Annotated in this window: 14 protein-coding genes; all 14 read right to left on the minus strand. The window is 28.7% G+C overall.

Going from position 1 to position 14,648, the window contains the following annotated elements:
* Positions 1 to 5 precede the first annotated feature (5 nt).
* Positions 6 to 1,148, minus strand: coding sequence for a glycosyltransferase (locus ACZ49Z_RS01540; protein ID WP_464306444.1), 1,143 nt, complete (start codon positions 1,146 to 1,148; stop codon positions 6 to 8).
* The gene (locus ACZ49Z_RS01545) at positions 1,126 to 1,668 is read right to left on the minus strand and encodes a serine O-acetyltransferase (RefSeq protein WP_464306445.1); all 543 of its coding nucleotides are present in this window, start codon (positions 1,666 to 1,668) and stop codon (positions 1,126 to 1,128) included. The genes ACZ49Z_RS01540 and ACZ49Z_RS01545 overlap by 23 nt, the downstream gene beginning before the upstream one ends.
* A 4-nt stretch (positions 1,669 to 1,672) precedes the next feature.
* On the minus strand, positions 1,673 to 2,674 hold the full coding sequence (locus tag ACZ49Z_RS01550; RefSeq protein WP_464306446.1) for a glycosyltransferase family 2 protein: 1,002 nt from the start codon (positions 2,672 to 2,674) through the stop codon (positions 1,673 to 1,675).
* Positions 2,675 to 2,676: 2 nt separating this feature from the next.
* Entirely contained in the window at positions 2,677 to 3,693 is a 1,017-nt protein-coding gene (locus ACZ49Z_RS01555) for an exostosin domain-containing protein (protein WP_464306447.1), read from the minus strand.
* Entirely contained in the window at positions 3,693 to 5,222 is a 1,530-nt protein-coding gene (locus tag ACZ49Z_RS01560) for a glycosyltransferase family 2 protein (protein ID WP_464306448.1), read from the minus strand. Before ACZ49Z_RS01560 ends, ACZ49Z_RS01555 begins: the two co-directional genes overlap by 1 nt.
* Positions 5,223 to 5,225: 3 nt before the next feature.
* On the minus strand, positions 5,226 to 6,128 hold the full coding sequence (locus tag ACZ49Z_RS01565; RefSeq protein ID WP_464306449.1) for a hypothetical protein: 903 nt from the start codon (positions 6,126 to 6,128) through the stop codon (positions 5,226 to 5,228).
* Positions 6,129 to 6,183: 55 nt separating this feature from the next.
* The gene (locus ACZ49Z_RS01570; RefSeq protein WP_464306450.1) at positions 6,184 to 7,332 is read right to left on the minus strand and encodes a glycosyltransferase family 4 protein; all 1,149 of its coding nucleotides are present in this window, start codon (positions 7,330 to 7,332) and stop codon (positions 6,184 to 6,186) included.
* A 3-nt stretch (positions 7,333 to 7,335) separates the two neighbouring features.
* Positions 7,336 to 8,010, minus strand: a complete 675-nt coding sequence (locus ACZ49Z_RS01575) for a hypothetical protein (RefSeq protein WP_464306451.1) — start codon at positions 8,008 to 8,010, stop codon at positions 7,336 to 7,338.
* Positions 8,011 to 8,087: 77 nt separating this feature from the next.
* Positions 8,088 to 9,179 (minus strand): acyltransferase family protein, encoded by a 1,092-nt coding sequence (locus ACZ49Z_RS01580; RefSeq protein WP_464306452.1) that lies wholly within the window; start codon positions 9,177 to 9,179, stop codon positions 8,088 to 8,090.
* A gap of 155 nt (positions 9,180 to 9,334) precedes the next feature.
* On the minus strand, positions 9,335 to 10,729 hold the full coding sequence (locus ACZ49Z_RS01585) for a glycosyltransferase family protein (protein ID WP_464306453.1): 1,395 nt from the start codon (positions 10,727 to 10,729) through the stop codon (positions 9,335 to 9,337).
* Between the two features lie 20 nt (positions 10,730 to 10,749).
* The gene (locus tag ACZ49Z_RS01590; RefSeq protein WP_464306454.1) at positions 10,750 to 11,565 is read right to left on the minus strand and encodes a polysaccharide pyruvyl transferase family protein; all 816 of its coding nucleotides are present in this window, start codon (positions 11,563 to 11,565) and stop codon (positions 10,750 to 10,752) included.
* A gap of 1 nt (position 11,566) precedes the next feature.
* On the minus strand, positions 11,567 to 12,442 hold the full coding sequence (locus ACZ49Z_RS01595; RefSeq protein ID WP_464308035.1) for an N-acetylneuraminate synthase family protein: 876 nt from the start codon (positions 12,440 to 12,442) through the stop codon (positions 11,567 to 11,569).
* A 129-nt stretch (positions 12,443 to 12,571) separates the two neighbouring features.
* Positions 12,572 to 13,729, minus strand: a complete 1,158-nt coding sequence (locus tag ACZ49Z_RS01600) for a cytidylyltransferase domain-containing protein (protein ID WP_464306455.1) — start codon at positions 13,727 to 13,729, stop codon at positions 12,572 to 12,574.
* Positions 13,730 to 13,786: 57 nt separating this feature from the next.
* Positions 13,787 to 14,638 carry a hypothetical protein gene (locus ACZ49Z_RS01605; RefSeq protein ID WP_464306456.1) on the minus strand — a complete coding sequence of 284 codons (852 nt, stop codon included), beginning with the start codon at positions 14,636 to 14,638 and terminating at the stop codon, positions 13,787 to 13,789.
* Between the last annotated feature and the right edge of the window lie 10 nt (positions 14,639 to 14,648).

Here is a 14,648-nt window from a genome sequence, read left to right on the forward strand (position 1 = left end):
ATTCTTTATTGAAGTAATTTTTTAATCTCATTTTCAAATCTATCAAGTGTAAATTCTCTAGACCATTCTATGGCACTTTCTACTTTTTCTTCGTACAAAGAAGATCCATCCAATATTTGTTCAATTTTTAAAACATCATTTTCTAAATTCTCCTCTAGTAAAACCCCTCTATCTCCATTTTTTAACATGTAAGACACACATGAAACATTTGTTACAATAGGCAAACACCCCCAAAACATAGCTTCTGCAACCACTTTAGGCCAACCTTCACTTTTAGATGGTAAGATTAAAAAGTGACTCTTTTTATAAGCTGTTTCAACAATCTCTTTGGATTGATTTCCATGTAAAGTTACAAATTCTTGTAATTTATTTTCACTAATATATCTTTCTAAAACTTCTTTTTGATTGCCTTCTCCATAAAAATCTAAAAAAATATTACGCCTTTTTTTTATTAATTCATGAACAACTTTCAAAGCATATATAGGATGTTTTCCTATAGTTAATGTTCCTACAAATAAGAAAAAAATTGTATCATTTAATACTCTACTATCAACATTTACTTTTTCCTTTTCTGAATAAGTTGCTGTAAAAAAAGGCTTTATATTTTTAGTTTGATTTTCCCATTCACCGTAGACTAAAACTTGCATATTTTTAGTCAAAAAAGTATTATTCAAAATCCATTTCTGTAACTTATAACTCCAAGGTTGCTTACTCTTTGGATCCCAATTCCCAGCATATTTTGCTGTTTTCACCTTCTTTGGAAAAAAAAACTGAATAAAACAAGCTAATAACGCCATATTTCCAGGACAACGTAGATGAATATGTTCCGCTTTTTTAATTGCTTTAAAAAGAACAAGGCAATTAATAAATGAAGAAAAAACCGCTTTAAATGCACCTTTCAAAGATTTTACATCAAACTCTTTTAATGTATAAACTTTATTAATTTCAAAATCTACTTTTGAATGCAATAATTCTCTGTCTTCAAACCAAACTGGACAACAAAACTCAATTTCATTTGAATATTTTGCCCAGATTCGCATTTCACTTTCATAGGGACTATAAGCAAAATACTTTTCATTTTTCTTGATTAAAGGAGCAGAAGAAATAACCAATAATTTATTCATATTAAATGTATTCTCTAGAACCATTATTAGAAATTTTAACTGCTGGAACGCCTAAAAATACTGCTCCTAAATCTGCATTAGAAGTAACTAAAGAGCAAGCACCAATTAAAACATTATCTGCTATTTTTATTTTACCAGCAACTACTGCATTTGCTCCAATATAAACATTATTACCAATTATAGGTGTTCCTCTTTTCTCACCTAGCCCAGAAACTCCAATTGTTACACCTTGAGAAATATTACAATTGTCGCCTATTATTGCATTTGCATTTATAACTATTCCTCCAAAATGCCCAATATAAAAAGAATGCCCTATTTTAACTGATGCAGGTATAGAAATACCTGTAAAAACTTCTATAGATTTTTGCCAAATTAGGCAGATGAACTGCAAAAACTGCTTTAGAACTGGAAACTTCATTTTAAAAACACTATGAGCAACTCTATACTGTAAAATTGCCCAAAACCCTTGTGTAAAAAATAATATAGTAATGAAATTACCTCCATACTTTTTATACTTTTTATAATCTGAATATAAATTATTCATCCTATTAATCAATTATTTTAGGTTTTGACAAAAATAACGAAAACCAGCCAACTATTCTTCCTAAAGCCTCTGTAAAAGCTTCTTTTCTTTTGTTTGTAGTAACAACATTACTTAATCGAATTGTTGTGAGTAATAACGTTATTAAATGCCATTTCAATTTAGCTTGGAAAGAAGGACTCGAATATTTTACTCTCCAAACATACCAACCATTTCGAACAACCATTTTGCCATATTGGTATTGATTGGGGCGACCTGAGGGGTCATGGTAGTGAGAAAGTCTCACATTTGTTGCAATTACATTCTTTCCGAATTTTTGAGCTCTAATACTAAAATCAGCATCTTCATATAGACCATACCCTTCAAAATAAGTGCTAAACTTTATCGAATCAATGACTATTCTTCTAAATGACATTGACATTCCAATTAGTAAATCAACTTCATAATTTTTACCATCTAATGGATAACCGCAAGTTCTTCCATGTGCAAATTCAGGCATAATACCTGGCATACAGTCCGACTGCAATTTAAAATAATTTCTAACCTTATTTCTACTTGCCTCTTTTATAACAAAATCATTGAACTGAAAATATTCATTCTCATTGTATTTAGTATTTTCAGTTCTCTTAACCCACTTATTTTCATTAATAGCTACTCCTCCAACACCGGTTATTTCAAAATTATTTTTGAACACATTTATTACTTCATGAAAATAATTAGGCTCTAAAATAGTATCATCATCTAAAAAGCAAACTACTTCACTAACAACTTTTACTTTTGTTATACCAAAATTACGTTGCTTTGTTAACCCTCTATCCTTTTCAGAAACTTTGAAATATTCCAAATTCTCAAATGAATTTTGTGATAACATTTCTTTTGTTAAATCATCTGAAGAACCATCAATAATTAATATTTCATCTGGATACAAGGTCTGATTTTTTACTGAAAGTAAAAGTTTTAACAAAGGTATTGAACGCTTATAAGTACAAATAATTAAAGTAAAATACATTATTAATAAAATTGTTTTGAAATTTCGATAAAATATTTTTGTCTATTTAACAAACCTAAAGCCAATTCTCGATTACTTTTTTGTATTTCTATTAATTCTTGATTTGTATAGGATTTATGAAATTGAAGTAAATCCTTAATCATTGTATCCGAATCAGTAAAAACACAGTGCTTATCCCAATTTATTTTATCGTAAAAAGGCAATCGAACATCTGTATTAACCAAAATTGGAATTCTGCCCATCATAAGTGTTTCATAAAAACGAACAGAAAAATTTCCCGAACCTCGCAAACAAAAAGTATATAAATTACGCTCAATATTCTTATAAAACTCTAAAGTAGTTTTATTTTTTTGAGCTTCTGTAGTTGCTCCTCCTCTATATTTATTTCTATAAATAAAATCTACTTCAACCATTTCTGAAATCCTAAGCTTTTCTAATAATTTAAATCGAATGCTACTCGAAGGGAAAAAAACCTGCTTATCTGTAAAATCTTTTTCTAATAATCTATTTAAAAATTGTTTTGAATAAATTATTACTTCTTTAATCCATTTAAAAAAAGAACCATCTGCATTACCTACAAATCCTATAGTTGGTTTTTCTTCTTTAATTAAATGATGCCAATTATTTTTTAAAATTGAATTAAAAGGATCGTTTATAAAAGATGGCAACACAAAAGTATTTGTATTCATTTTAGAATGAAATCCTCCCAATCTAAACATGAAAACATCTTCTAATAAAGTAGTCCCAAAATCCCCACCACTATAAATCCAAATTTTTTTTTCGAGCTTCTTTGCGGTAGCTACAAAAACATCTAGCTCTTGCTTTCTGTCATTTAACAAATAAAAACCTAAATCAACTGGTAAAATACAAACATCAGCATCTTCGATCGCTTCAACACACTTAAAGCAATCTCTTACAAGAGGGTTTTCTAAATAAAACCAATCAAAAAGCATTGGAAAAACACGTTTGCGATTCTCTGGAGTTATTTCTTCTATATTGGTGTAAAATTTTAACATCATTATATTTTTTCAGACCATTTTTTACTTGAGTTCCAATGCAAATTTGCCACTTTTAAGAACACAAAAGGGTTTTGAAAAACCTTTTTTTTCCATTTTTTAAAATAAAAAATAGTTCTATAAGCATTCCCTTGTTCAGTTGTTCTATATTTAAAATAATTTAATAGAATGGTTGGTGATGGGATGGGTTGAATTACATCTTGACTCCATTTAAAGACTGGTTTAATTCTAAATCCGCCCATAGGTGCTTTTAAATGTGTAATTGCTGGATTTGGAAAATAAACTACATCTGCTCCTACTTTTCTCAATTGCATTCCAAAATCAAAATCCTCTCCATAACAAAACTCGTAAGTAGCATCAAATTGCACTTGTTTCAAATAAGAAGATTTCACAAAACTATTTCCAGAACCAAAAATTGTAGTTTGATGAATTGTCGTATAATCAACACATTCATTAACTTGCGGGTAGGCTGTGGAAAGCACTTCAACACCATATTGCTTTATATTTGTAAATACTTTTTCAATCAAAGTAACTTCAAATCGATTGTCATCATCACACATAAAAACCCATTCACTCGTCACTTTTGAAAGCGCTAAATTTCTGGCATTACAAGCGCCAGGCTGATGTGTAAAGGTATGATCTATGATAAACGGCCAAGTTTCTTGAGTAAGAAAGTTTAATTGTGAATTACTATCAGGCGTTGGATTTTGCTCTACTATTATTACTTTTACAGGTAAGTGAGTTTGGTTTCGCAAATCACTTAAAACATTGTAAACATGACCTGAACGTCCAATAGTAGGAACAATCACATCTATTTCTCCAGTTGAAACAACTTTCTTTTTAGAACATACTTCAACAGTGTCTAAATACTTATTATTCCATTTTCGGGTAGTAAAAAACAATCCATAAATCAAAGGTAAAACAGAAAGTCTTTTTTCATAAATCAAAATATTAAAAAAAAGAACAAATAACCATTTTAAACTCTTGTGTTGCTTTACAAATCGAAACAAAATATAATCTGAACTCGATTCTTGGTTAAAATCTATGGAGCGATTCAATAATTTAGGCTCTGAATAACAAAACAAACCATTTGACATGGCTCGCTTGGTCAACGATTGCAATAAATAATCAAAAGATTCATTTTTATTTGGAACTAATTCATTCAAAGCATTTAACAAACTTGATTTTACTACACCAACTGTAACCGATACTTGCCAAGTAAAAAAAGAAACGCTTTTAGGAATTGATAAAATAGAAGCATGATCTACATACCCAAATCGTGTACTTATATATTCATTTTTATTTGGATTAAAAGACAATATCATTTTATCATGATGCAACAAAGTTGAAGCCATATGTGCATCAAAACAAGCATAAACACGTTCGTCACACCAAGCTAATACTTCTTCAGGATATTGTTTAGCCAAATCAAACAAAGTAACACCAATACTTTTTTCGAAAAGACCTAAATGATTTCCATCAGTAATAACTATTTGTGTTACTATCTTAGTATTATGAATAACTACAATCATATATTATTGAATTACTTCAAATGGTTTATTGCCTAAAATTGCTGCATATTTTGAAAAACCACTCAAGTACATTTTATTTTCTTTTAACAAATATACGCTATCACTTGATGCTATGAAAAAAAAATCAGTTAAGGTTTTTGTATGTGATTCCAAACTAGCATCATTATTTTTGACATCAACATGTTTAGGTTTTCCTTCCAAAACTTTGTATGCAGTATTTTTACGAATATAATCTAAAAATATAACACTATCAGACAAAACATAAACCGAACGATTAGGAAACAACAATGCTGTTTGATGAATTTTATTAACCAATGTTGTTATTAATTGCTGTTTTTCTTGTTCAGAAATTAGTTTAACTGAAGAATCTTTAAAATCTCCCATCAAAGATGTAAAACGAGTATGAAATACCAAATGCTCTTCCTGAGGCAATTTGGCAATTTCTTGTGATAAAAAAGCCGATTTTTTAAAGAGTTCATTAAAATTATTTCGCCATTGGTTAGTATGTTGCTCCACTGTAAATTCTGGAAACATAGTTTTAGAATAGTCAATATTACAATACACTAAAATTGTTTTTGCTTTAGATTGTTCAACTAATGCAAGCGGATTACAATCAAAATTATCCATCAAATAAAGAATCTCTGTATCAAATGGATTGTATTTCACTTCTCTTTCTAATTTCCAATCATGATCATTTGGTTCAAAATAAACACCTAAATCAAACGGATGATCAAATCGTATTTTAAAGTCATAATTTAATTCTTTTGCTACTCCATAAAACGAAATCATTCCTTTTATTCTGTCTACTAAACCACCATGTGAAAAAACACCATCAAAACAAATAATAATTGTTTTGGTCTCATTAGTTCTTGAAAAAGTAAGACGACGTCCATAAAAAAGTATCAATTTTACTCTTTTATGTAATTTATTCACTATTTTTTTTGTGCATTTTAGCATACTACTATTGATGAATTTTAGATTTGTAATATTGAATATTTTCGCTCACAACACTTTCAATATCAAATCGTTTTAAAACAAACAAACAAGCTGATGTTCCAAGCTTAACATATAAATCATCGTCTTGTAGAACAGAAACTATTCGATTAGCATATTCTTCATGATGTGAGGGATGCACTAAAAATCCACTTTTTCCATCTTCCATTAATTCTTGTGCCCAACCAATATTACTATTAACAACAGGTTTTTGCATTGCCATAGACTCAATAGTAACCATTCCTAAGGTTTCTGCATAGGTAGGAAATACACAAACATTTGCTTTTTTTATATAATCCTGTACTTCTAGGTATGGAATTTTACCAAGATACGTGACATTTGTTAAATCTTCTTCATTAAAATTCTTTTTAAGTAATTCCCAAGTCGATTTATTTCCTGTTGCTATATCAGCCGAATCGCCTCCAATTAAAACTAATTTTGCATTTGGAAATTCTTTTCTAACTTTATTAAAAATTTCTGGCAATTCAAAAACTCCTTTTTTTCTGATAATTGTTCCAATATATAACAATAATCCTTTTTCATATTGAGTAGGATTTTCATTTTGAAATTGTTTTAAATTTAAACCATAATGAATAGTGGTAACTTTATTTTTTGATAATCCAAACAATTTTGAGGATTGTTCACCAGCAAATTTTGTGGGAGAAATATAACCTTTTGCATTTCGTACTGCTAAAGTTTCGAAAACTCTATTTTTAAGTTTTTGTTTTCTTTTTTCTAGGTTACAAAAATAAGTATCGCTACCGTGAAAACGAATAATAAGTGGAATAGAAAATTTCATAAAAGCAGTAACTCCAGTATAATCAGGTGCTTCTAGAATATCAATATTTTCAGAATTCACAACTTTATTGATATAATTTTGAATATATTTTCTATAAAAAAACCATTTAGCAAAACGATACTTTTTATTAGAAATCAAATGAAAAGTAATTCCGTTTTCTTCAAAGATTTCAGCTTTTGGTTGTCCATAAATAAAAACACTAACTTTTTCTCCTTTAGCAACTAATGCTAATACCAAATTTTTAATACTCGTACCTAATCCACCAGAGTGATTTATTTTGGCATGTGGATATTCTGGTGTTAAAAAAGCAATGTGCATAGTTTATTTTCTTTCTAAAGTTACTTCAATATTTTTGGGTTGGTCTTCTTTTGAAAAGCCTCCAGAAGGATTTACTTCGAGATGAACTAAATTAAACTTTTCAGAACACTTTTTTAAAAAATCATATAACAATAGATGCTTTTCATCTAAATCATGAAATTCAAAAATCATACAATTAAACAAGTTGTTGTTATTTGTAATCTCTTCTAATAAATCATATTCACTACCTTCAATATCCAATTTTAAAATTATTTTTTTATTTGAAAAATCTTTTACTTTCTCCTTTATACAATCTAAAATACCTGTCTTATTTGACAACCATTTTTTTAAATGCCAACACCTGGCAGAACGAAGCATCATTATGAAAGTAAATGTATTAATTAAATACCTTAATTTTTCCTTTTTAAAAAAGAAGACTCGTAAAATAGCTTTTAATAGTAATTTTAATTTTGAAACCGTTGGATCTACCATTACTATTTTTAAAGTTTCATTCCTCCTAAAAAGGTCATATTCAAATTCAATATTGGAAGAAATACCACCACTAAATAAAACATCAGCTTCTAAAATATGTTTGGGAGACAAAAAATAACCACCATCTTTAATACTTCCATATTTAATAACTGAGTTACTTTCTATCAAAAACTCATTGCTAATAATTTCTAAATAATTCTCTTTCAATGTTTTTATTTTAAAAGTTAAAAAAATGCTTAATTTTTAAGAAAAATTTCTAATAAAATATTTTATATTTTTTCTTCTTAGTTTCTATTTTCAATTTTTGATATGATTCTTTTTGCTATAACTTGAAATCTATTTTCAATTAAATTATAAGTGATTGTAGAAATTAATGAAGATATTGATGTTACGAGAATAATTTTTATAATAAAATTTATTATAAAATTTGTGTGAAAATCTATCATATTAAATTCTTCTAACCAATATATTACAGCAAAATGAGTAATATAAAGACTGTAACTTATTTTCCCTAAATAAATACTTATTTTGTTTACTAAAAAATTTAATCTTCCCTTACTTATAAAAAATGTAAGTAAAGAAAACATAATTGAAAATAAAATGTGATTTACAAATAAAAAATCCATATTAAAACCAATTTGCAAAGGAATTAATACAACTATAAAAATAGCTTGATATAATTTTATTTCAGATAATTTATTCCCACTAAATATCATGAAGTATACTATAAAACCTATTGCAAATACTGGTAATTGACTTGGAAAATATAAATATATATATTCTCTTAAAAGTCTTTCTAAAACTCCAAAACTATTTAGTAGTAATATTTCCTGTAGAAAAAGTTTTAAAATTAATGATAATATAAAAAAATTTATTGCTTTATTAAAAGTTTTGATATACTTAAAAATAAATGGAACAAAAATATAAAAAGACATTTCAACAGTAATTGACCATCCTCCAGGAACAAGACTTGTTATCCAATATGGATTAAATCCATGCATGAATGTTATATTAGAAATTATGTTATAATTAGTAATAGTATCTTGATCTCCTAACCAATAACTTGAACCTAAACCATTCTGAAAAATATAATAAATAATTCCTAAGTAGTATATTGGTGCTATTCTAAAAAATCTTCTAATAAAAAAATTTAACCTAAATTTTTTTTCAGTCAAAACTCTTCTGTTAAATGATAAAAAAAGTGTCAAAGCACTTACAATAAAAAAAAGTTGAACACCACGTGAACCAAAACTTAACAAAACAGAAAAAAAATGAGGTATTTGTACACTTCCATGTTGATTTGAATGAACTAATAAAACTAGAAAAATAGCTATTCCTCTTAAAGCATCGATGTAATCATATTTATTTTCTCTCACAGTGTTTATTTTTTATATAAGCTTTTAATCTATTACAAAAATCTATGTTGCATGATACTCTTATTTATTTTTAAGTAATAATCTAAAGGATTTTAAGATTATTACTTAAAACACAACAACAAACAATAAAAACCTGATTTTTAATAAATTACACACTATTTCACAATAACATTTATCCCTTCCCAAATAATTTCAGATGCTTTGGTAGGTTGCGTTCCTAGAACAACATCAAACCATTTTTTACCTTCTGGAACATTCGATAGTTCTCCGTCTAAGATGGCTTTAACTTTTTTTGTTAGCTCCTCTTTAGCATATACAAAAAGGGCAGCTTCTTTAGAAGGCATAGAGCGAAAATGAATATATTTATAATTTTGACCTATATCTCTTATCCCTTTCTTCAATTGAGGTTGCTCATAATCAAAAAACAAACACGATTTATCATGAGCTACAAAATCAAAGACCATAGACGAAGCAATATTACCTACAAACTCTGTATAATGACAAACATTGGCTTGCAGTGCAAAATCTTCTTTAGTTGGCATAATTTCGTTCCAACTAGTTCCAACTGGTCTCCATAATGGGACTATCGACACTATAACGTCTTTATATTGTTCTAAAACTGTATCATAACGCTTTGTGAAGTCCACTGGGCATTTACGATAAATTATTCCTAAATTATATCCTTGATTATTCAATTCTCTAACAGACAATGCTAAATCTTCTAAATAAAATTGATCCAAAGGTGAAGTTACAATATCATCTCCTGAAAAACAGATGTATTTTTTTTCTAAATCTAAATTATGAGTCTCAAAAAATGACTCTTTAGTTTGTAGCAAACTTTTTTCAAAATGACTTTCAAATTGAGGAGTTCCAGTAACGAAAACTTGTTCTGGTTTTACGTAAGGACAATATTGAAGCAATTCTTTTTTCATGTAATCACTCCATACAAAATAGAAATCAGGTTCTATAAGTGTAGTTGCTTTAGGTAAATTATCCCAAGAAAAAATAAAACTTGCCGTTGGTATACCTAAATCTTGTGCTGCTAAAATTGGAGCAATTGCTTGTGTTGGCCTTGGATTAGTACAAAAGACAACATCTGGTTTGTTTTCAATTAATTGTTTTTTGCAATATTCATATTTTGATGTGCTACGTTCTAACTTCTTGATCTTATCCCGAATAGAATCTACTCCTTTTTCTGTTGATTTTGTTGCAACTAAGAAATCTACATTTAAACTTTTTATGGCATTTTTGACGCCTTTATAAGAATGAGGAAAATTATAGGTATTATAAACCGTCTCGTTGAATTTCTTATCAAAAACATTCAATTCGCAGCGCTTTCTTGCACGAGTATAAACAGTAGTCCAAGGATGCAGCTGATGATTTTCAATCATCAATTCGTTATATCCAAGTTCTTCTTTTATCTTAAATAGTGTGTTGTTCCAATAGGTAATTTCATAGCCCATTTCTGAACCAATTCGATTAAAATTTGTCAAAGCAAAATTTCTTAACCCTACTCCATCTGGTAAAAACACAAATGCTTTTTTATTCATTTTCATCTCGCTAACTAATTTTATTTAAAAGGACACACTTCCATTAAACCTACTCTCAATCTTTCCATTACTCCTTCATCTGGCAATGAAGGATAATCTTGGAATAATCTCTCAATATCTTTTTGTGAAAAAGGTGTTGTCTTTATTTCTGACTTATAGAATCCTAATTGAACCGACTCCATATAATCTTGGTATTTAATATCATTTCCAAAAACTTTATCAGATACTTTTTGCCAAACCGCTGGAATACCATAGCTATGAGCTATAATAATCCCATGGAGTGATGATGATATTATCTTCTCACATTCTAAAAACTCCATTGTTTTTGACTCAATATCGTTTGTCATTAAATCTATCACCAAAATATCCTGTGAATCTTTATGCCAATTTTTAACCATCTCATAGTCATTATAATGAGGCACAATCCCAATTTTATATTTTTTCTCGACTTTTGGATTAAAAAACCAAGGCAATAAAATAGCTGGATCACCATATATTTCAGGCACTTCATACCCTGAATTTAAAAGGTACTGTCTTGTTTGTGGTCCTCTAACCGCTAAAAAACGAGCTTTCTTTATTTCAATCTCTTGATTAATGATTCCACTCCCCCAAACAACACACTTATGATTCACATTATGAATTATACTTCCTATTGTTACATAGATTGGACTAAACCAATCATATATTGAAAACTTCTTAGGCCAAGCAAAAACAACTTTTTTATTGGCAATTTTTTCTACCAAGTATTTCCCCAAAACATCTCCATAATTCTCTTTAGATTTGCCTTGAATTATTTTTTCATTCCACCAAAATAAACGAATTTTATTTTGAAACATATTATACTTTCTTATTTTTCAACTTATCGCGTTGAACTTGTTCGATTGGTAAAATATCTTGGTTTTTAAATTGCAATGCTTTGCTCACAGCTTTTAAATCTCTAGCAAGCTTGCGAAGCCCTTCTGGTTCTAAGGAAGCGGCATGGTCAGTACCTTTCCATGTTCTATCTATGGTGTAGTGACGTTCAATAATATTAGCTCCTAATGTATAAGCAGCCACATCTACAGCAATTCCAAGATGATGACCTGAAAAACCAATATGTTTCACTTTATCACCATATTTCTGAATTAATAGATTAATATCTAACAAACATACATCTTCAAAAGGTACTGGATACCCCGAAGTGCAATTATATAATACTAAATCTTTGTTCCTATTTTTTGAAACGAAAAAATTAACTAGATCATCTGTTTCGTTCTTGGTTGTCATACCTGTAGAAATATGTATTTCTCCTTTATAATTATCGCATAACCAACCTAACATTTCATAATTATTATTACAAGCCGAAGGAATTTTAATAAACTCAGGATCTAATGACGTTATTTCTTTAGCAGAAGTGGTATCCCAAACCGATGTAGAATAAACTATACCTATTTCTTCACAATAGGCTTTTAATTCTGCATGTTGATGAACATCAAATTCTAAATACTCCCTATGTGCTCCATAAGTTTCTCCATAGGAATTAGCTGGGTTTGGATGTGGAGCATTGTATTGTTCTTCTGTAAGTAATTCAACATTATTCCGTTTTTGAAATTTCACAGCATCTGCGTTACAAAATATCTTAGCTATCTTGATTAATTCTTTAGCTATTTCCATTTCGCCTTTATGATTACATCCTATTTCAGCGATTACATAGGGTTTTTTATACTCTGTCATTTTCATTCTATTAGTAGGCAAAGAAAAATATTTTTATTGAATATTCACAACTTATCCTTATTAAACTTTCTATTTTACGTATTATAACGTTTTAGTAACTCTTAACTCCATTTTTAATTTTCTGCTAAACTAAAATCTCTTGTTATATTTCATTATCCATTCACAAACTTCTCTAATCGCACCATTAGCTGAATGATGATTTAAAACAAAATCAGCATGTTGTTTCACTGTTTCTGTAGCATTTGCAGGTGAAAAAGACCAACCAACTGTACAAATATTGGCTAAATCATTCACATCATCACCTACGTAGGCTAAATTAGACCATGAAGTAGCATTGTTTTGAATAAAATTTTGCATGAAAGAATATTTGTCTTTTACACCCAAAAAGATATGTTTAATTTGTAATTTCTCCATTCTTTTTTGAACTAAAACAGAATTTTCAGATGTTATAACGATAACTTCAACTTGATGTTGACGAAGAATTTCTAGTCCCATTCCATCACGCATATCAAACTTTTTGGCTAGTTCACCATTGGCATCATAATAGACACAACCATCTGTAAAAACGCCATCTACATCTAATACTAAATACTTAATTCTTTCTTGCTTCTTCATAGATTTCTGACGTTCCGCAAGCAAACTTTCTACCATTGTCCAATCTGATAAGCTATCAATTTCCAATAACGATTCTTCAGGCATTTCAACCAATCCAATTACACCGCTTACCCTATTTTTTGTTTTTAAGAAAGCGTTCTTTGTCGTAGCATAAACCGCTCCATTTTCCATCAACAACCCATCAAAATCTTGTCGTCTTGGTCGATTAAAAACATCATAATTCTGAGGAGTTCCATTAGCATTCCAAGTAAATCGATGTGTTTTGACCACACTAAGCGCAGCATCTTTTTCATCAATAGCTATTTGATGAATCGCTTTATTTATATCTTCTTCCTTTGTAAGAGGAGATGTTGCTTGCAAAAGACATAGGATATCAAAATCATAATTAATTCTCTCTGCAAATTCAATCATTGCACTTTCGGTTGATGCAGTATCATTTGCATTCTCATCATTACGCAGCAATCCTTTAATTTTTGAAGTCCAAGTATATTCTTTTTTTATATAATTTAAAATAGCTTCATCATCTGTAAAAACATAAACTTCGTCTAACTCAGAAAAAACAGCCTCAGACAAAACCCACGAAAATAATGGTCTTCCTAATAATTTCTTTTTATTTTTCCCCGGTATCCCTTTTGATCCTTTTCTTAATGGAATGATAGCTACTTTTTTCATGCTTTTAATTAAATTATTACACTAAAAATCTTGTTTGATCTACTTAACTTAATAAGATTATCTCTTAAATATCTTTTTTACTCTAGTCAAATATACTTTTCTTAAACCACTAGGTAAATAAGGTCTTAACTTCTTTTTTAGGAATTCAAAAGTAGAAATATTTCTTTGTCTTGTTAATTTTAGTAATTGAGGATATTTAGATTCTGGGTACAAACTTTTATAATTGTTACCAAATTGTGATGGATCACGATAAGCTTTTATGTCATATTTTTTAGTAAGCAAACTAAAAATAGATTGATCATGTCTGTGCTCATTAAATCCATCATAATTTGGCAAACCCATTATATTTACATTATCAGTTAAAATTCTTTCATCTTGAGCATAAGTTAACCACTCCTCTACAAAGCTCATTGAAAACTCTGTATTTCTCCACAAACTAAACCCTCCCAATCTTTGTTTGGTTTCATAATATCTTTCATAATCACATTGCAACAACTGGAAACAATCCCTCTTTGTCCAATTTTTTTCAATCGATTGTAGTTCAAAAACCATTAAATCATTTTTTGTATCGAAACTCGAAAGCAATTCCTCTATCGAATTTAAAAAAACACTTCCCGAATCTGAATAAAATAAAAGTTCTCCTTCCTCGATTTCTAAAAGTGCTCTTTTTATAAAATAAGGTTTCCAAAGCCAATAACCTCCTCCTCTATCTTGATTTAGAATAGATCTATTTTTAAACATAAAATCAGCATCTATATCATTATGTGAAAAAGAAATAACTTTTTTAAAACCTCCTATTTTTAATGCAGAATTTGTATTTTTTTTCTGAGCTCTAGTATATTTTTCATTAGAATAATTAATTAAAACTATCCCATTATTATTCTTGTTTTTATTATTTTGTATCTTCATTTAAATAAAT

It is taken from the genome of Flavobacterium sp. KY-23415 (assembly GCF_055384985.1).

Coding starts and splice junctions, on each gene's coding strand:
- ACZ49Z_RS01560 (WP_464306448.1), bottom strand. CDS start 5,222: ATGATTGTAGTTATTCATAATACTAAGATAGTAACACAAATAGTTATT.
- ACZ49Z_RS01605 (WP_464306456.1), bottom strand. CDS start 14,638: ATGAAGATACAAAATAATAAAAACAAGAATAATAATGGGATAGTTTTA.
- ACZ49Z_RS01585 (WP_464306453.1), bottom strand. CDS start 10,729: ATGAATAAAAAAGCATTTGTGTTTTTACCAGATGGAGTAGGGTTAAGA.
- ACZ49Z_RS01555 (WP_464306447.1), bottom strand. CDS start 3,693: ATGATGTTAAAATTTTACACCAATATAGAAGAAATAACTCCAGAGAAT.
- ACZ49Z_RS01600 (WP_464306455.1), bottom strand. CDS start 13,729: ATGAAAAAAGTAGCTATCATTCCATTAAGAAAAGGATCAAAAGGGATA.
- ACZ49Z_RS01595 (WP_464308035.1), bottom strand. CDS start 12,442: ATGACAGAGTATAAAAAACCCTATGTAATCGCTGAAATAGGATGTAAT.
- ACZ49Z_RS01570 (WP_464306450.1), bottom strand. CDS start 7,332: ATGCACATTGCTTTTTTAACACCAGAATATCCACATGCCAAAATAAAT.
- ACZ49Z_RS01550 (WP_464306446.1), bottom strand. CDS start 2,674: ATGTATTTTACTTTAATTATTTGTACTTATAAGCGTTCAATACCTTTG.
- ACZ49Z_RS01590 (WP_464306454.1), bottom strand. CDS start 11,565: ATGTTTCAAAATAAAATTCGTTTATTTTGGTGGAATGAAAAAATAATT.
- ACZ49Z_RS01545 (WP_464306445.1), bottom strand. CDS start 1,668: ATGAATAATTTATATTCAGATTATAAAAAGTATAAAAAGTATGGAGGT.
- ACZ49Z_RS01540 (WP_464306444.1), bottom strand. CDS start 1,148: ATGGTTCTAGAGAATACATTTAATATGAATAAATTATTGGTTATTTCT.